The organism is Labilibaculum euxinicum, assembly GCF_009795715.1.
Classification (GTDB): Bacteria; Bacteroidota; Bacteroidia; order Bacteroidales; family Marinifilaceae; genus Labilibaculum; species Labilibaculum euxinus.
The window spans coordinates 148283-167493 of sequence record NZ_WTCR01000011.1 but is presented as its reverse complement, the minus strand read 5'-3'; the positions used below and the strand labels follow the sequence as shown (position 1 = coordinate 167493).

The window sequence follows — 19211 nt, the reverse complement described above, 5'->3', positions numbered from 1 at the left end:
TTATTTAAGATGTTTCGGAACATTTTCATGGGCATTAAATTCTTGAAAGCTTTCTTTTTTCCGGATCACGTGTATTTTTCTGTCTTCATCAATTAACAATACAGGTGGACGAAGCTTTATGAATTGCATCCATTGAGTCATGTTATAGGCTCCAATTCGTGGAATTACAATGGCATCGCCCTTTTGAAGCAAAGGAAATTGAATGGCCTCACGAATTATATCAATGTTCATACACAAAGGCCCATAAATAGTTGTGTTTTCGGTTTGCTCCGAATTTAATTTAGTAGGCAAAACCTCATGTTCGTACCAAAAGGCGGTGAATAGCATATTTACTCCAATATCAATAACCGTAGCTCTGCGCCCATCAACCAAACGCTTGTTTGCCAATACACTTCCTAATGCATAACCGGCTTTATCAATCAAAGCCCTACCTGTTTCCAGCAGTAACAGAGGCAGTTTGTCAGGAGGCAATTCACTTCCCAGAAGAGCAGAGGTTAGAGCTTCAGCATAATCATCGAAGGAAGGACATGTATCTGCACCCGGAAGATAGGCACCTTTCAGCGTGTTCTTTGTCGCAAACCCTCCACCCAAATCAAGGTATTTTATACTATGGTTAAATTTCCGAAACAAGCGAACCGCCATATCTGCCAGTTTACTTGCAGCAACTGCGTAAGCACTAACAGCTGTAATGTATGTGCCCATGTGTGTATGCAGGCCAACTAATTCCATGTGTTCATGCAGCATAATACGGTTTAGTGCATGCCATGCTTCTCCGTTTTCAAGATTAAATCCAAAACGATCCCATTGAGGATAAATACCTGCATCCAAATTGATGCGCAATGCTACATTTGCTTTTTTATCCAGCTTTTGAGCCAATTCCCCCAGAAAATAAAATTCATCCAAACTGTCCAAATGAATCATGGCTCCATCGGTAATAGCTCTTTCTAAATCTTCTTTTGATTTTTCGGGGCCATTAAATATGATCTGATCACCTGAGATACCGTTTTCGATTGCTTTGGAGTATTCAAAACCGGAAACAACTTCGGCCCATGCTCCCTCTGAGTGAAATATTTTGCAAACAGCATTCATGTAATTGGTTTTGTAGGACCATGCAAATTGTACGCGCGGGTATCGCGTTGAAAATGCTTTGTAAGCGGTTCTGTAGGTTTTTCGGATGCAAGGCTCCGAGATTACATATACCGGAGAACCAAATTCCTTTAAGATGTCGTGTACTGAATGTTCTTCTATATGACTTAAAGTTGCTGTTTTAGTCTTCATTCCGAATTTATCGGGCATGCCGGCGTTTACTTTATTGAGTATAGGCCTTTCGTAATCCAATTTCTTCATGTGACAGTATGTTAAGTTTTTTCAATTTTTTGATAGCTGTTTGTTTCGGATTGTTTCTTTTACATTTCTCCGGTAACCGATAAGCTTCCGAATTGTGCGATATCTCCAATTAAATCAAAGGAATATCTGATAAACATTTTTCCGACTTCATATTCCGAATAGTTTGGAACATCCATTCCAAACGCTAGTTTTATGAGTGCTTCAGGAAGATTTTGTCCGGCTGCGACAGCCAAATAAACCCATGCCGGAATTCGAGGATTGATTTCGATCAGGAAATATTCATTCTGATTGGTTTTTATCAGTTCCAATTCCATTCCTCCGCGCCATTTGGTTTGCCTGATTAAATTTCTGGTTAATTCAAGCATTTTTTCATCCTTAATGGTGATTCCTCCCCAGGCTTTTCCTTTATCAGTAATGTATTGTTTTCGCATGGGTACTGCACAAACGGTATTTCCATGTCCGTCGCCTAAAGCGATAACGTTTACCTCAGTGCCCCGGATAAATTCCTGAATGATAACAGGCAGACCCCATTTTGCTGATATTTTATTGAAATGAGTATTTACCTGTTCAGGAGTATAGGCCAAATAAGCATCGTAAAATTTGCCTTTAACAAGTAAGGGATATTCAAAATCCTCTTTTAGTTCATCAATGTCTCTTCTGCTGGTAATTGATTTACTTAGCGGAACTTTAATGCCGTACTTTTCGCCATATTCGTTAAGATTCGCCTTGTGTCGTTCCTCGAACTGCTGCATAGTAGGCAGGAAGGTTCGAATGTCCATTTTCTCAAGTTTTTCCTTCGATTGAATAAAGGTGTATAATTCAGCATCCAGATTGGGAATGATAAAATCAAGATTTTCTTTGGAATTGATGTACTCAATTCGTTCAAGTACAGCCTCTTTTCCTGACGAAGGATAGGGGATTTGATAGGTTTTATCTACCAAATCGCGCATGTAAATGCCCGGTTCCAGATTTTCGTAAGCCAGACCTATTATTCTTACATCAAAGTCTTTGCTTTCCTTTAAACCTCTAATAACAGGTATTCCCGGTCCCGGATTATCGGTATTGTTTAATCCTGTGACTGCGATATTAAATTTTGGTTTCTCCATTTTATACCATTTTGAATAATTAGTGAGCTATGGCGAGCGAAAACAACCCGGTCTAATGCCGATGGAATAAATAGGAAGTGTTGAGCATGGCGTACCGAACAAAGTAAGCTAATGAACCCCCTATGTAATTATCCGTGAATAAATGCAGCCCACTTATTTATTCAATCGGTATTACCTGTCAAGCAATTCGTTGTGCTGGAGCATTTTTAAGAAATCTTCCATGTTTTTTTCAAGAGTCACCAGATCTACTTCATATCGATCGAGTATTAATTGGTTAATCTTTTCGATATCGTATCCTTCTTTTAAATAGTTTAATATTTCTTTTGCAATAGGATTTACGATAAAGGAGTCTCCCGTTTCAGGATTGAATAAGAATCCGTTTTCACTGACGGCTACGTTTCTTTTTAACTTCATGATTTCGGAATTAATGCATACTTTTTAAAGATGTATGTGCTTTTCGGGCCTTTATTAAAACAAAGCACGCTAAGTCTTTAAATATCATTGAAAAGGTAGGGAAGTATCAGGGAATAAATATTACAATATTTTGTAAATAAGTTATAATATTTGGTTTTACTAAGCAGGGAATAGTATCCGGAGTGTTTAATACAAGGAGTGTAAGGGCTTTTTATTATCCTCTTTATTTTTTTTGTATTCACTTACAGAAAGGCCGGTAATTTTATGAAATTGGTTGGATAGATATTGAACACTGCTGTAATCCATCAGGAAAGCAATCTCACTGAGCGTGTATTCTTCCTGATCAATTAGTTCTTTAATTCGTTCTATTTTATTTAGAATAATGAATCGCTCCAAGGTAATCGATTCGTGGCGCGAAAATATTTTGGATAACTGCTGGTAGCTTAACCCAAGTTTGCCAACCAAATATTCCGATTTTTGAACAATAGAGTCGGCATTATTCATTTGGTGAATCAATTCGATAACGGCTGTTTTAATTCGTTCTACAATTTTTTGTTCATGACCAACTACTAACTCCATACCATTTTCCTGAATGATGGAATTAATCTTTTCCATGTCGAGTTCATCAGTATCGTAGGTAATTGTAGCCATTCCTAATCGAATTTTATCGACTTGAATTGAATTTTCCTTTAACGACATGCTCAAAATCCGAACACAACAATTGCAAACCATATTCTTAATGTAAATGGTCTCTGTATGCAGTCTGTCATCTTTTTGATGCATGGGCGATTGTTTCAGTACATTTTACTATTGACCGTACAATCCTAAATATAGCAATAAAATTAATTTTTCGTGAAAGAAATAAGCTTGTAAAAGACAGAAAGATAGGCTGGTCTGTTTTAAACGAACGAAAAAACCTCGGTTCAATACAGATGCAATCTCAGTGGTATTCTTGAAATATTGTAGTTGTGTTAGTGAGTAAAATTCCGAAGGAATGACAAATAGGAAATCCACATATCTTCTGTTATTCTTACACCCCTAAATCCCCTAAAGGGGACTTTCCAAACCGACTGCTAGGAGATTGGGTAAAGTACTCCACTCAAAACACATGTTGCCACATCAAAACTTGGGGTGAAACAATTCATAGTTTATGTAATATTTATCACATTCCTTTATTATTATCTCTGTAAAAAAGAATACCTTAGTTGGGCTTTATAAATTTGCTATGCTATTAGGAAGAATATTTTTGCAAAAATAGAAGCTCCTCTAAATTGTATATAGGAGGATATATAAAACAAGAACAAGTACTTACGAAAAGTAACAGATAAGTGGTATAAGGAATATAGCGATTTAGCCAATTGTTATGGGCAACCAAAAAATACACTGTGCTAATAATAAAAGCGATATTAAAATTGTATTAAATCATTATTGTGTTTAAATTATGAATAATAACAAGGAGAATTATATAACACAAATTAATTCTGGAAACTTATATGATTTATTAATTCCAAAGAAGGAATATGGAATTATCATATTTAAACTATACGAACAACTAGAAAATAAAAACAGTGATTTTTTTTCGGAAGATGATATCACAAAGCTGATAATTCTGCATAAAAATAATGACAAAAAGGAACAAAAAGAGGGTGCTAAAAATGTAATTAGAGACCTAACTGAGTTTTTTCTAAAAGAAACAGATAATCAGTATAGGTTAACTCAATATGCCAAGAACTTTTGCTATACAATCATATCAAAAATAACGGATGACTTAAAACCATCAGAAATTGAATTAAAATTACTATACCTAAAAAAAACGTTATTAGAACACAGGTCTTTTGATAAATGGTATAGTTTGATTTTTACCGGTGATTTAACTGGTTTTATTGAAAGTCAATTGGAAAGTCTCGAAAGACAGATTATTAATGTTATTAAAAAATTTAGAGCAGGGGTTAATAACGATACAGTTAATGGGGATGTTCTTGTAAAAAACATACTGGAAAACATCGAAGAAATAAATAAGCAAACAAATAAAATTAAAGGATCTTTAAACCATGTTGAAACAATAAAAAGCATTATTAATAGAATTGATCCGAGTGAAGAAATAAATCCAGAACAATCTTTGCAAAATCAAAAGAGCGTTATCTCTTTTCTTGATAATTTGATATTAGATTTCGAACGGATAAGCAAAAGAATTGAACGTGTAATTCCAAAACTAAGACAGTTTTATGGAAACATGACAAGACTTGAATTTGAAAAAAACACCAATAAGCTACTAAATTTATTGCTTTCACAGAGTCAAATTATTGGTTGCAAACCTAACTGGAAATTAAAATTTCCTGCTTCCAAAAACTTTTGTTTGGAAAGGTCATTTCCTTACTTGCCTTACAAATTTTGTTTTGTAGATAATAAAAGGAATTTGATTGATTATAAGAAGGATAAAAGAGAGATGTATGTCCCTAAGCCTAATGTGAATGAACGAGAAATACAAAGAAAAGTAGCAGAAAAAACAATAAAACAAAGAAGTAAATTATTCAGCTTTTTAGAGGAGATAGAGCGAGAATTAGAATACAAAAGACACATTGATTTCAAATTGTATTTTGATAAAATAATAAATGATGTGGATGATATAAATATTGCAGTGAAAATTGCTTCAATTTTAATAAGAAAGTACTCTAAAAGCAAAAATTACGCATTTGTAGTGAATCAACCGTTATCCAAATATTCCGAGAATAAAATATTGTGGGATATGAAAATTAAAAAACTAAGCTAGGTGGAAAATCAAAAATATGCCTTTTTGCACAATGAAAAGGCAAAAGTATTATTTGCAGAAACTGATTTGTGGTTAAAATCTGGTTATTATATACAGGAACAACATCCAGAACAAAGACAACATTTCAGATTCATTGAAGAAAGTCCAGATTTAAAAGATTATTACAGTACATTTTACAGTGTCAGTTTAGAATATGGTCAAGATGACAGTAATAACAAATACTATTATATTGACTTTTTCCGCGATAAAAAAGATGATTATGAGAGAGGGAAGGTAAGTTTATTCAAACAAGAGTATTTGCCTGTGGAATTTGTTATTGTTGGAGTTTTGTTAGCCTATATTGATATGGCAGATCATGTAGGTTCAATAAAAGATTTACAGACAATGTTACATCACGATTATGAAGAATACAAGGAAGGAATATATAGATTGTTCGCTAATGTGCAGAACAAAAAAAATCTGATTGCTTCGGATACTGATTTTGTTAATAAGAAGATTGAAAATGCATTGAGAAAGTTTGGAGAAATAGGTTGGTTATATTTTACACCTCAATCAGATAAATTTGAAATTATGCCTTCTTTCCATCGGTTAATCAATGATTTATACTACGATGAAATAAAGAATTTTGATAAAATATTTAAACTGGAAAAGAGCTATGAGCGAGAAGTTTGAAAAACAGTATCCAAGAATTTTCAGTTTATCTACAATTGGATTAATCCATCACTACAATATGGATTATATCTTTCATCCATTTCGGACCGATTTTTCGGGGGAAGCTGGAATTGGCAAAACAACAATTGCCAATCTTTTACAATTAATATTTGTAGGAAATAAGCATTTTAAGCCAGCATCAAACTCAAATTACAAGCCTTCTGGTTATGTAATGAAAACAAAACACATAAACTTTGGGTATGCTTTTTTAAATATTGAAATTGAAAAGGGAAAGTTTGTTGTTATTGGAATATTTCTCAAAGCTGGAAATAGTCATGTAGAACATTTTATTATCCAAAATGCATTCAAAGAGGATAATATTGAAGGATTTGATAAACCGATACTCTATAAAAGACTGTTGGAAGCTGGACACATTTTAGATCTAAATGAGCTTATTGAGAAAAATAAACACATTTTTAATATCGAAAAGTTTGAAGTACGTAAGTTTCAAGAAATTTTAAAGATCAATGAAATCCTTCCATTTAGTTTGCATGATAGTGAAGAAAATGTGATAAGGTTTGCTAAAATACTTAGATCGTTTTCTGCTGGGAAAGATATCCAGTGGAAAAAATCAAGTGATATTCAATACTTTTTATTCGGAAATGATGATTACAATAGAATTAAAAAGGAATATGATGAAGGTATAATTGAGGTAGAGAGTAAATATCAAAGTTCATACAAAAACGATGAAGATATTGAAAATGTAACTGAAAGGGCAGAAGCTATTCAGGAGTTGGCAGCTTTATATGCTACAAAAAAGGAGACCGAAAAGGAAGATAGGATTGCTCGAAACGTATACTGGTATTTTCGAAAAAAGGAACTCGAAATTGACATAAGTGAGAAGGAAAACCTTCAATGGACAATTGCAACAGAGCTTAAGTTGTTAGAAAAAGAAGAGTACAATGAAAAGCAACAAAAACTAAGAGAAGAAATTGTCAAAATCGAAGTTAAATTTGAAAAACTTCAGAAAATTAAAGTAAAAGTAAACAGAAACTCTGAAAATAAACTAAAAGAAGAAAAAGTTAATATTCAAAAAGAATTACTGAGAGTAACACCTTTGTACAATAACATTCAAATTACTAAGAATTTATTTGATGAATATAATTCCGAGAAACAAATAAAACAGGTATTTGAATTTTTTATTCAATGGAAAGAGGTTATACGATTTGAAGACTATTTAAACAAAAAATCAAAAGACAAAACAGATTTTTTGAATGAATTTCAAAGGTCAGCATGGATTAAGAGCTTTAAGGAGGGAGAAAAAGAATATGCCAATAACATAAAAGAGATTGAAAATCAGATTAAAGAATTAAATTCATTAAAAGCATTTTCTAATTTTGACAAGGTTAATTCTTTGATAAAATGGTCTATTGATAAATTAGCTTTCACCACGTTTAGTAAAATTCAAGAATGTGTTATTGCTCATTATTTTGAACTTGGTTTAAATAAACCTGAAGACCAAAAAAGAAAAAGATATATTCCTAGACCAGAAGAATTATTGCAAGCAATTAATTCGGAAGAAAATATTACAGAAGATGAAAACGGATTTTGGCTAAATCTTTCTGGAATAAAAGAATATATTGAATATAGAGATATATACTTTTTGAATGTCTCAAATGCAAAAGAAAAAATCAAGCAATATGCAGAAAAGACTGATATTAGAATAAAAGAGTTGGAAGAAGAGAAGTTGATGCTAAATGATTTGTATCAAATTCTAAACGAATATGAGAATAGGAAGATATTTACATTTTATAAGGATAAAGAAGGATTTTTTAATCAAGATTATCCTGAAATTTTTGAAGATATATCCAATCAGGATAACTTTAATAAGTTAATGCTGTGTTTCGAGGATAAAGTCAGTATTACAAATGATTATGAGAAATGGACAAACAAAAATGAGGAGTTAATAAATCAAGAGATTGAATTAGTTAAGCTAAAAGATCAAAAGGTAGAATTGGAAGATTTTTTAAATAATAACAAACAAGATGACAAACAGCTCAAAATAAATAAAATAGATGTTGATCTTAATAAGATAGTAAGTGAATTGATTGAATTACAAAAAGATAATCGATTCAATAAAATTAGCATAGATTTAACAAAAAAAGTAAACGATAAAGCAGAGGATATAAATACTTTATGGAAAAAAAGAATTGAAACCAAAAGTAAGATTGATGGAGAAGTAGGAAAGCTCAAAGAGCTATTAGAAATAGCAGAAAGCGAATACGATACGGCAGAAAGCGAATGTAAATTATTCAATTATGAGGTAGATAAAAACTTTTTGAAAGATAGGTATACAAAAGAGCCAGAAAAGTCAGAAAAAGAAAAGGACGCATATAACGAACATTGTAGTTATTTGACCAAAACATACTTCCCAAAAAATTCTATCAACAGAGATACCAAAGACTACAAAACACTTGTCGAAACTATATTGCCCAATTTATATGCTAATGTCAAGTTTGAAGAAAAATCAGTTATTGAAGAAATCAAAAGGTATCTTCAAAAAATAAATAATTTGGCAAAAGATATAAATAGTTTGTTTGTTCAGCTGTTAACCAAACGTTTTCAGGATGTTATTGATGCTTATCAAAAATACAATGTGAAGTATAAATCCATTAAGGTATTTTTTTCTCAAAAAGATGTTGAAATAACAGGAGGGTATAAAGTAAAGCTAACATTCGATGATGTACCTGATTTTCCTACAAGTTTCCTTAATGAGGTAAAAGGAGAATTAAATAATCAAATGTGTTTTACTGGGGGTATGTTTTTGGAGAACCTTCCAAAACAAAAAGATATTGAAAAAATAATTCTGGATATTTACAAAAAGCACTCACGAAAAGATGATGTATCCGTTTTAGATTTACTCAATCCCATGAACTATTTTAAAATGGAATTTCGTATGGAAAAAAACGGAAAAGAAAACGATGGTAGTACCGGACAAAATTACACCAAAATTGCTTTGTTGTGCATAGCACAGATGTCGGAAATATATAAAGATAAACAAAATAAACCTCCCAAGGGGATACGTTTTATGCCAATTGATGATGCACAGGATTTGGGAGGCAATTATGATATGCTCTATACGATTGCAGCCAATGAAGACTTTCAGCTTCTTACATTTTCAATTACACCATTAGATGATAATGAGAATAATAATCAAAACTGGTATATTCTGAATGAAAATAAAGAGGAGGATAAGATTAATAATCCGCCATTTGCAATTTTATCAGGTAGTAATGAAACTATATATAATTGGGAGAAGTTTTTAGAGGAAAATTTTTATGAAAAAAAAGCTTAATTGGCAACATATCAAGGCACTTCACAAACTTTATCAAGGCAGACAGATAAATAAAGGTGTTGCAGATAATCGTAATTCTATTTCAAATCATGATTACTTTCGGTATTTGTATCGCAATGGAATTATAAAAGATAAAATTAGGAATGACAAAGTTTATGTGAAAGAGACCATTGGAGATAAATATGATGGACATTATGAAAAGGAGTTCGTAAATGAAGAAAATGTTTTTTTATATGATATTTATTTAAATTTCTTACAAGAGTTAAACATCAATATAAATACAAGTCGAATAGACGAAGCGGATATAATAAAACTAATTGAAATAAAATCTTTTAGGAACAATACTGATTTGGATAATTTGCGAAACCAAATAATTGAAGCTAGAGAAAATGCGCAAGGAGTTTCTTTGATGTTCTTCAAATCAAGTAAGTATATGTCAAAAAAAGTTAGTTTAACTAATGCCGTAGAAAAGTTGATTGGCATCGACTTATCACAAGAAAACAATCAACAATATTTGAAACCGTTTCATTGTGAGCATAAAACCCCGAAGATAACGATCTTATGTGAGAATTTCTATTTTTTGAAATTTCCATATTATATAGAAAATTATCAGGTTGAGCTTTTATATGTTGGTGGCTACAATGTAGATAAATTGAAAAATCTAATAGATGTTAAATATCCAATTTATTATCTGGGAGATTGGGATTATGACGGATTGGTAATATATGAAAAAGCAAAAAGGATAATTGATAAATTAGAAAACAACAAACATAAATTAAAACTCATAACACCTGTTTTGAAATCAAAACTTTACCCAGCTAAATTGACAGAAACAGAAGATTATCATAAAAGTAATTGGAAAAACAAAGAAAAATTTATCTGTGGGCTTACTAAAAATTTCTATAGTACAGAACAGCAAATTTTGATTCAAGATCTAGTTGAAAAAGACGAATGGATTGAAGAAGAAGGAAACGATCTTGACAAAATTATTAAAACGATATTTAATGAAATAAAAGACTGAAAAATATTAAAAGCAATTAACTATAGATATTAATTTATTGAAAAAAGGCAACCCATAATTGTGTAGACGGTTCCGCCGGTAATTAACTGACGGAATGTGCCTCTCACACCAGATACTTCGCAAGCTCAGCATAAACCAAGCATACGGGTTTATTCATAAAATAATTTCACAATAAGGTATTCATGGAGATTTGGCTGTACGTATACGGCGGTGGGGAATAAGGAATCACGTCTAATAGGCATGATTTTTTTGTGCCATATTTTGTTGTATTTCCAGATTCATATGCGCGTTTCAGCCACCGTTCAAGAGTAAAGATAGTTGCTAATTAGTCATCCCTTAAAAAGCCAGATATTTTGAGAGTTTGATTTTTGAAAATAATTGCATCCAAAGATTTAGTTTTTTAAAAAAGACACAAAGGATTTGCTCTTTAATTCTATTGAGCATTTTCTTTAGATTAAACCCAGTTCCGGCAAAAATTGTATTTAATTGATTACCTGGAAGGCCTTTTAGATAATTCCTTAACATTCTGTGATCTTGCTTAATATGTCCAATAACCGGTTCTATTCCAGCTCTGGATCTAAAACGTTTCCTTGCTTTTTGTTTTTCATACTGAGTCGTTTCTCTTTTAGGAACAGAAGGTGATATTATTTCAGTACCATTGATTTTCTTTTTCCCTCTGTATCCTCTGTCTACGATCCCTATTTTTGGACAACTTCCTGTTAAATATTCTGTTTGTTTTAAATGTTCTTCTAGAGTGTGGCCATCGTAAGGATTATTTTCAAAGGCAATAGCGCCAACTACTATTTTTGTGGTTTTGGTCAAAACAAACCCAGTCTTGTTTCCAAACTCAAATTTCTTTGCTTCTTTTCCTTTAGCAATACAGCGAGTCTCAGGTTCATGGATACTGTAAATCTTGTTCTTATTTCCTTTTTGCTGCGTTAAGACTTTATCGAGAATGATAAATAATTCCTGATATCTGTTTTGTTGAGATGTGGTGAATTGTCTTTGGATATCTCTGACCTAGCGACCAGCAATAGTCTTGATTTTTCGTAATGCAGCTTTGGCTTTCTTCCTTCTTTTTGGATGATTATGAAAACGTTGGTCTATCATCAACTGTTTTAAGGTTCGGGTATAAGTTTGGCGTAATGTGATTCCTTCTTGTTTGGCTATCTTGTTTACTTTCTCAATTATACGCTTGTGTAGTTTTGCGTCGGTTGGGTAAGTGATATTCTTCTCTTGTACCGTACTGTCAATTAATACTTCTTTTTCCTGAGCTTCTTTGCCAAATAACTGAATTGATACTTTCAATAATATTTCTGCTCCTTCTTTCCCAATACGGTTTCTAAAATGTATAAACTCGGTTGGATCAAAAGGCTTTTGTGTTTGAAAAACTTTCTCCCCGCTAAAATACTGCCAATAGGGATTTTCAATCCATCTGTCAACGATGGACTCATCACTTAAATTATAAATGTGTTTCAACAGAAGCAACCCTACCATTCTTCGGATTGGAACAGATGGACGTCCGATTTCGGAAAAATAAACAGAGAATTCCATTTCTATTGAATCCCAGTCAATTCGCCTTGATAAAATACACAATTCATGCTCTAAATTGATGAATCGTTCCAGTGGTGTGTCAAAAATACTTAATTGAGGTGTATTGTCCTGTTTTCCAACCATATCTGCAAGCTTTTCAACTAAGATACTTATTTGCTTGCAGATTTAAGTAGGGAATAAAAAAGTTTATCAGTTGATTATCAATATTCTGGAATCTTTTTAAGGGATGACTAATTAGAATACAGAGAAATACTCAATAAAAGTCAAACGAATCTTTCTCTTTTTCACAACTTCATTATCAATACATAAAAAAGGATTAACTATTTCACATTAGGAACAATCACAAATCAAACAGAAACGAGGCATCCATCATCAGCGAAGGGACTGTTTTTTTGTCTGAATTGGGAAATGCTAGTGTTTATAGGCTTTTCATGATGCTTGTATTTGTTTCGCTTTTGAGCGGAGGTCTTATTGGTATCAAAAAGGAGGTTTTCACCTGTGCGAAGACCCTTTTTTTATCAGAAAAGTAGTATCGCAGTAATGCGAAGGGACTTTAGCCATAAAAATAGAACCATCTGTCTGATGCGATGAGAGTTCCGGCATCAGAAAATCGTCATCGTTCTCGCGAGGATAGGGTTGCGGTATAAAAAAAATAGCTTCGCTTTCGAGCGAAAGCTTTATTGGCATAAGAATGGAGCAATCTGCTTGGTGCGACGGGGATTTTGGCATTAAAAAGCAGGCATCGCCTTCGAGCGAAAGCTTCATCGCCTGTATGGTGAGGAAATAAAAGCCCCACAAAGAAAACCCCACAAAGAAATGATCTTTGCGGGGCATGTATTTTTAGTAAAGAGCTGTTTACCTTCTGGCTTTATCGAGCAATTTTAAATCAGCCAATGCAATTGCGGTTGCGGCTTCAATAATTACCGGAACCCGTAAAGCAATGCAGGCATCGTGCCGGCCTTCAATCAGTAAATCTTCCACTTCGCCTTTGGCAAAATTCATGGTTTTCTGATTTCTGCCAATCGATGAGGTTGGCTTTATGGCTACTCGAAATACCAGCTCGTTTCCGTTGGTAATTCCTCCGTTGATTCCTCCGGCATTATTGGTCTCCGTTTTTCCAGAGGCATCAATAAAATTATCGTTGTGTTCCGATCCTTTCATTTTTGCTGCGCCGAATCCGGAACCGAATTCAATTCCTTTGGTTGCAGGTATCGCAAAAATAAGATGCGAAATCATCGATTCCACAGAATCGAAGAAAGGTTCGCCGTATCCGATAGGAAGGTTATTGGCTCGGCATTCAACAATTCCTCCTACAGAATCGTGCTGTAGCAAAGCATCTTCAATTGCAGCATCAAAATCGCTTTGTCCGCCAACTTCGGTTAGTTTGGCATCGATTTGCACATCGCCTAATATTTTCTTGGCAACAACGCCGGCAGCTACTATCCCAAGAGTAATTCTTCCCGAAAAATGACCGCCTCCGGTATAATCGTTGTGTCGGCCAAATTTATGCTGAGCTACAAAATCAGCATGTCCGGGACGCGGACTGTCCAACAGGTTGCTGTAGTCTTTCGATTTGGTATTTTTGTTATGGAACAGGATGATTAGCGGAGCACCAGTAGTTTTTCCTTCGAAGGTTCCACTCAATATGCTGGGCATATCGGCTTCAATTCTTGGGGTTGTACCTCTTGCGCCAGACTTTCTGCGGCTTATATCGTGCAAAAGATCTTCATCGGTCAGGTCAATTCCTGATGGACATCCATCAATTGTGATACCAACTCCTTTACCGTGAGATTCTCCAAATATGCTAAGTCTAAATATTCTTCCGAAATTGTTCATCTATTATCGTTATTAGTAACCAGTCATTAGTATTTAGTAAAAATAGCTAATGTTTATTTTTCATTGGTAAGTATCGAATGAAAATTTTCTTCATTCAGTATTTGTACTCCATTTTTTGCCAGGATTTCAGCAGTAAATCCGTTTCCTTCTTTGTATTTACCCGTGAAACTGCCGTCATAAATTTTTCCGTATCCGCATGACGGACTGTTGGCCTTTAAAATTACCGTTTTACAATGTAAGGCTTTTGCCACATTCGCGGCGATTTCGGCACCCTTGGTAAATTGGGCTGTATAATCATTTTGATCCCGGCCAATTACCTTTAATTCGTTATTGATTCTCACTATTTCGCAAGGGATACGTGGCGTACTAAGGCCTCCTAAATTTTCCGGACACAGGGCGATGGCTTTGTTTTCGAGAACCAGTTTTTTAATTTCAGGAACTTCGTTGCTTTTTCCATCGTATCTGCATTCGCAACCGGCCAAACAGGCACTGACTATTATCATTTTTTTACTGTTAAGTAAGAATAAGGGGGTGAAAAGTTTGAATTGATTGTCATTCTGAGCTTGTCGAAGAATCTTTGTGTTTGAATAGCAGATGTTTCGTCCCGATAGCAATCGGGATTGCTCAATATGATGTTTTCAAGTCAACTTTACTTTTCGGATACCCTATTTTTGTTTTATACAAACTGACTATCGAAATAAAACTGCGCTACGCCGCCACCAATTTTTCGTAAATCCGTAAAGAATTCAGGATATGATTTGGCAACACACTCATGCTGACCTATTTCAATAGGACTTGGTGATGCCAATGCTGTTACGGCCAGAGCCATTGCAATACGGTGATCATTATTACTTTTTGCCAGTCCTCCTTTTACTCTGCCACCAGGAATGATCATTTCATCACCTTCGATGCGAATCGGGACTCCAAGCTTTAAAAATTCTTTCTTCAGCACTAAGCCACGATTACTTTCTTTGTACTCTAATCGGTGAACTCCCTTAATTCTGCTTTCTCCCTCACAGTGACAGGCCAAAGCCACCAAAGGAGGGAAAAGATCAGGACTATGTGTGGCATCAAAATCAAAGGCATTTAAAGCTTTTTTCTCAACCGTTAAATTGTTTCCTTCCCATGCAATGGAAGCGCCGCATTTTTGCAAGGCATCCAAAATTGCCTTATCGGCCTGATAAGAATCCGGATTCATGTGTTCCAGTGTTACAATTCCTTTCAACGCTCCGGCAACTAAAAGAGGAGCAGCAGAACTCCAATCGGCTTCAATTGTGTATTCTGTTGGTTGATAAATTTGATTTCCTTTTATTTGAAAGTTCTCGTAATTCTCATGTTCTATTTCAATACCAAAATGCTTTATTAAATCGAGAGTCATATTGATATAAGGAATGCTTTTTAGATCTTTCACTTTCAGTGTTGTATCTTCTTTTCGCAAGGGTAGAGCCATTAAAAGACCCGTGAGGAATTGAGATCCAAGCGATCCGTCAATTTTCGCAAAGTTACTTTTGTAGCCGCCTTTTATGCGGATGGGCAAGAATCCCTTGCCGGGATTTTCACATTCAATCCCCAAATTTTCCAATCCTTCTATAATATTATGAACGGGTCTTTTTAGGATGCTGCCTGTTCCCGTAATTTCCATTTCTTCCGGCTTCAGTGCAACAATGGGAGAGAACATTCGTAACGAAAGTCCGGATTCTCCAACATGAATACTTTTGGGAGCTTCGCTTACTTTGGAAGTTATTTCTACCGAATTTTCCTTTTTGGTGACTACCGAACCCATCCGCTGAATGATATCTGTTGCTGCATCAGCATCTTCACATTTGCAGGGATTGTGAATTACAGAGTTTCCGTTCGCCAACATTGCGGCGGCTAAAGCTCTTTGCATCATACTTTTCGAGGAAGGAGGCGTTAATCTTCCTTTAATGGTTGAGGATTGAATTCGAACTCTCATAATTTTGGGTATTAATGTGGTTAATTAGGATTGGCACAAAGTGCAATCACCTTGGTTTTAAGTTCTTCAATAGGAAGGGTGACAATTGTGGCTTCTCCTATTTTTTTGAGTAGAATAAAATCAATGGCCGATCGGTTTTTCTTTTTGTCCTTGATCAGATATTGATTAATCATATCTGCGGAAACGTCATGATCCAGAGGCAATTCAAATTTTCGCAATAAGTCATTGGCTCTTTTCGCATCAACATCGCTTAGTTCACACAATTCCTGAGACAATTGGCAGGCTAAATTCATACCAACCGATACCGCTTCGCCATGAGTTAAATCTGAATTATTCTCAATAGCATGACCAATGGTGTGACCGAAATTCAACTTTTTGCGTTCGCCTTTTTCAAAAGGATCACCTTCAACAACCTCAGTCTTAATTGAAACAGCTCTGTAAACCAAGTTTTCCATCAAATTCGGATCTAAATTCAGAAGTGCCTCACAGTTATCATTCAGGAAGTTATAAAGGTTTTCATCTTTAATAAAAGCATGCTTAATTACTTCACCAAACCCACTTCTTACTTCACGTTTGGGCAAGGTTTTAAGCAATACCGGATCGCAAATCACAAACTTTGGAGGATTGAAAATGCCAATCATGTTCTTCAGTTTGCCAAAATTGATTCCGTTTTTTCCGCCAACACTGGCATCAACCTGAGACAGCAGGGATGTACTGATGAAACCAAATTCAAGCCCCCGCATAAAAATAGAAGCCACAAAACCTGTTACATCAGAAACCAAACCACCGCCCATTCCCAACAGAAAACTATTTCTGTCAGCACCTCTTTCAAGTAGCTGATCAATGATCTTTTCTGCAGTTTGCCAGTTTTTGTTTCCTTCGCCACAACCCATTACGATATAATCGAATTGATTGATGAATTCAGAATAGTGCTGGTAAATGTTCTCATCGCAAATTAGAAAGCATTTTTTCTCCGGCAGGTAGTTCTTAATATTTAGATAAGATTCTCCTACAAAAATACTGCTGTTTTGCTTTTCGATGTGTATGGTCTTCATTTGTCAAAAGAGATGTGAGAAATGAGATAATAGATATGAGAAAGAAAAAATCTCACTTCTCATATCTAAAATCTTATTGTCTCTTGTTACGAGTTCATTATTTCTTCCTGTTGGTTGATCGATTCCTGATGGATCGCTTTGAATAAGCTGTTAATGAATTGCTCGCTAAAGCCTTTTTTCTTACCATTTTCCATGCTTTTTTCCAGAATACTTCCCCAACGTTTGTTTTGCAAAACGGTGATGTTGTTTTCTTTCTTGTAGTGACCAATTGTTTTGGCTACCTGCATGCGGTTCTCTAATAACTCCAGTAATTTCTGATCGAAATCATCTATTAAATGTCTTAATTCGCCAAGAGTATTGTCAACCAATTCATTTGGCGCCTCAGGATCACGAAGTACCAAGTTAGCTAAAAGTTCCTGAAGAGCGACAGGGGTTAATTGCTGCTTGGCATCACTCCATGCTTCTTCGGGTTTGCAATGCGATTCAATTATTAATCCCTCGTAGTTCAAATCCATCGATTTTTGAGCGATTTCTTCAAGTAGGTCACGATCTCCTGTAATGTGACTAGGGTCGCAAAAGATAGGAAGCTGCGGCATTCTTCTTTTTAATTCAATTGGAATTTGCCATTGAGGATCATTTCTGTATTTCAATTTTTGGTAGGTCGAAAATCCACGGTGAATCGCAGCTAATCTGGTTAATCCAACAGCATGCAGTCTCTCAATTGCACCCATCCAAAGCTCCAAATCAGGATTGATTGGATTTTTCACCAAAACAGGAATGTCATGACCGCGCAATGCATCAGCAATTTCCTGAACAGCAAATGGATTAACTGTGGTTCTTGCGCCAATCCATAAAATGTCAACCCCTGCACCCAAAGCCAATTCAACGTGACGGGCGTTGGCTACCTCTGTAGCTGTAATCAATCCGAATTCTTCTTTTACTTTTTGCAGCCAGATTAATCCTTTTGCGCCAATTCCTTCAAAGCTGTTTGGACGGGTACGTGGTTTCCAGATTCCTGCGCGGAAAATTGGAATACCTGCAGCTTTAATTCCTCTTGCTGCATCCATCACTTGTTCCTCGGTCTCTGCGCTGCAAGGTCCTGCAATAACCATTGGGCGGGTACTAACGTCAACCGGCCAGCTGCTTAGATCCTTAATTTCCAAATTCTTCATTGTATACTGTTTTTTTTACTCTTTTCTGAGTGATTAAAAATATGGTTTTTTACTTAAATGATATTTTGAACTACTTATTTACTGTTTGTAGTATCGTTTCTTTTTCGTTCTTTTCTTTCTGATCAAGAACCCTTCTGATGTCGTTTGCTTCAAATATTAAATCATTAACACCATTCAAATCGTCTTCCTCAATTAAATCTTTAAACTGTTGAAGGGTATTGATGTATTTTTGAAGCACTTTTCCAATGTTTTTCTTGTTCTGTTGAAAAATTGGTGTCCACATTTCGGCCGAACTCTTTGCCAATCGAACAGTAGAATCAAATCCACCACTCGCCAATTCAAAAATGTGTTTTTCCGATTTTTCTTTGTGCAACACCGTTAACGATAAAGCGAAAGCACTAATGTGTGATAAATGAGAAACGTAAGCCGTTTGTCTGTCATGCACTTCAGCATCCATAAATACACATCTCATTCTCAGGCAATGGAACATTTCTGTGATCAGCTTTACTGCTTTTTTATCGGAATCTTCGGGGTTACATATAATGGCACATTTTCCATCGAACAATCCTGAATGAGCTGCCTGTGGTCCTGAGAATTCAGTTCCCGCCATAGGGTGAGCAGGTACAAACTGATTTCTTTTCGGATGATTTGCAACCGACTCTATCAACTGTTCTTTTGTTGATCCTAAATCAGTAACAATCTGATGATCTATTAGATTCATAATGTTTGGTAATGCTCGTAAGCAAGCATCAACAGGAATCGCTAAAACAACCAGATCTGATGATTGTACTGCACTTTTTAAATCCTGAATTTCATCAACGAGTCCTAATTTTTTAGCCGCGTGAGCATTAAGAGTGTTGTTATCAACTCCAATCACTTTGCTGACAAAATCTCTTTTTTTCAAATCAAGAGCTATCGATCCTCCAATTAATCCCAATCCTATTACTGATAGTATCATTGCTTCGAATTTTTCTGT

At 34.8% G+C, this 19211-nt stretch carries 17 protein-coding genes; 4 read left to right on the top strand and 13 right to left on the bottom strand.

The features are described 5' to 3' along the window. The 4 genes from GQR60_RS15070 to GQR60_RS15055 all read right to left on the bottom strand — a co-directional run bounded on the left by GQR60_RS15070 (position 1) and on the right by GQR60_RS15055 (position 3650). Positions 1-1347, bottom strand: a complete 1347-nt coding sequence (locus GQR60_RS15070; protein ID WP_124993721.1) for an alanine racemase — start codon at positions 1345-1347, stop codon at positions 1-3. Positions 1348-1406: 59 nt separating this feature from the next. Next, positions 1407-2453: an ATP-grasp domain-containing protein gene (locus GQR60_RS15065; RefSeq protein ID WP_124993720.1), complete on the bottom strand. Its 1047-nt coding sequence runs from the start codon at positions 2451-2453 to the stop codon at positions 1407-1409. Positions 2454-2624: 171 nt separating this feature from the next. Continuing rightward, positions 2625-2867 carry a PqqD family protein gene (locus tag GQR60_RS15060; RefSeq protein ID WP_124993719.1) on the bottom strand — a complete coding sequence of 81 codons (243 nt, stop codon included), beginning with the start codon at positions 2865-2867 and terminating at the stop codon, positions 2625-2627. Positions 2868-3053: 186 nt separating this feature from the next. Next, positions 3054-3650: an AraC family transcriptional regulator gene (locus GQR60_RS15055; RefSeq protein WP_124993718.1), complete on the bottom strand. Its 597-nt coding sequence runs from the start codon at positions 3648-3650 to the stop codon at positions 3054-3056. Positions 3651-4308: 658 nt separating this feature from the next. Here GQR60_RS15055 and GQR60_RS15050 point away from each other — a divergent pair. Genes GQR60_RS15050 through GQR60_RS15035 form a run of 4 tightly spaced genes read left to right on the top strand, consistent with a single transcriptional unit; the run spans position 4309 to position 10664 of the window. Next, entirely contained in the window at positions 4309-5637 is a 1329-nt protein-coding gene (locus GQR60_RS15050; RefSeq protein ID WP_124993717.1) for a hypothetical protein, read from the top strand. Next, on the top strand, positions 5638-6309 hold the full coding sequence (locus GQR60_RS15045; RefSeq protein ID WP_124993716.1) for a condensin complex protein MksE: 672 nt from the start codon (positions 5638-5640) through the stop codon (positions 6307-6309). Next, positions 6293-9643, top strand: a complete 3351-nt coding sequence (locus GQR60_RS15040) for a hypothetical protein (RefSeq protein ID WP_124993715.1) — start codon at positions 6293-6295, stop codon at positions 9641-9643. Before GQR60_RS15045 ends, GQR60_RS15040 begins: the two co-directional genes overlap by 17 nt. Then, positions 9627-10664 carry a hypothetical protein gene (locus tag GQR60_RS15035; protein WP_124993714.1) on the top strand — a complete coding sequence of 346 codons (1038 nt, stop codon included), beginning with the start codon at positions 9627-9629 and terminating at the stop codon, positions 10662-10664. Before GQR60_RS15040 ends, GQR60_RS15035 begins: the two co-directional genes overlap by 17 nt. A 336-nt stretch (positions 10665-11000) precedes the next feature. On the opposite strand, the gene GQR60_RS15030 is transcribed toward GQR60_RS15035, so the two are convergent. From GQR60_RS15030 to GQR60_RS14990, 9 genes are all read right to left on the bottom strand, one after another. Next, positions 11001-11543, bottom strand: a complete 543-nt coding sequence (locus GQR60_RS15030) for a transposase (RefSeq protein WP_317163668.1) — start codon at positions 11541-11543, stop codon at positions 11001-11003. A 141-nt stretch (positions 11544-11684) separates the two neighbouring features. Next, on the bottom strand, positions 11685-12341 hold the full coding sequence (locus tag GQR60_RS15025; RefSeq protein WP_124993712.1) for a transposase: 657 nt from the start codon (positions 12339-12341) through the stop codon (positions 11685-11687). A gap of 369 nt (positions 12342-12710) precedes the next feature. Beyond that, positions 12711-12983 carry a hypothetical protein gene (locus GQR60_RS15020; RefSeq protein WP_124993711.1) on the bottom strand — a complete coding sequence of 91 codons (273 nt, stop codon included), beginning with the start codon at positions 12981-12983 and terminating at the stop codon, positions 12711-12713. Positions 12984-13073: 90 nt separating this feature from the next. Next, positions 13074-14054 carry a chorismate synthase gene (locus tag GQR60_RS15015; protein WP_124993710.1) on the bottom strand — a complete coding sequence of 327 codons (981 nt, stop codon included), beginning with the start codon at positions 14052-14054 and terminating at the stop codon, positions 13074-13076. A 53-nt stretch (positions 14055-14107) separates the two neighbouring features. Continuing rightward, the gene (locus GQR60_RS15010; RefSeq protein WP_124993709.1) at positions 14108-14557 is read right to left on the bottom strand and encodes a DUF523 domain-containing protein; all 450 of its coding nucleotides are present in this window, start codon (positions 14555-14557) and stop codon (positions 14108-14110) included. 173 nt (positions 14558-14730) lie between these two features. Next, positions 14731-16008 carry a 3-phosphoshikimate 1-carboxyvinyltransferase gene (aroA, locus tag GQR60_RS15005; protein ID WP_124993708.1) on the bottom strand — a complete coding sequence of 426 codons (1278 nt, stop codon included), beginning with the start codon at positions 16006-16008 and terminating at the stop codon, positions 14731-14733. Between the two features lie 20 nt (positions 16009-16028). Then, the gene (gene aroB, locus GQR60_RS15000; protein ID WP_124993707.1) at positions 16029-17063 is read right to left on the bottom strand and encodes a 3-dehydroquinate synthase; all 1035 of its coding nucleotides are present in this window, start codon (positions 17061-17063) and stop codon (positions 16029-16031) included. An 86-nt stretch (positions 17064-17149) separates the two neighbouring features. Continuing rightward, positions 17150-18235 (bottom strand): bifunctional 3-deoxy-7-phosphoheptulonate synthase/chorismate mutase type II, encoded by a 1086-nt coding sequence (locus GQR60_RS14995; protein ID WP_124993706.1) that lies wholly within the window; start codon positions 18233-18235, stop codon positions 17150-17152. A 70-nt stretch (positions 18236-18305) separates the two neighbouring features. After that, entirely contained in the window at positions 18306-19193 is an 888-nt protein-coding gene (locus GQR60_RS14990) for a prephenate dehydrogenase (RefSeq protein ID WP_124993705.1), read from the bottom strand. Positions 19194-19211: the final 18 nt, after the last annotated feature.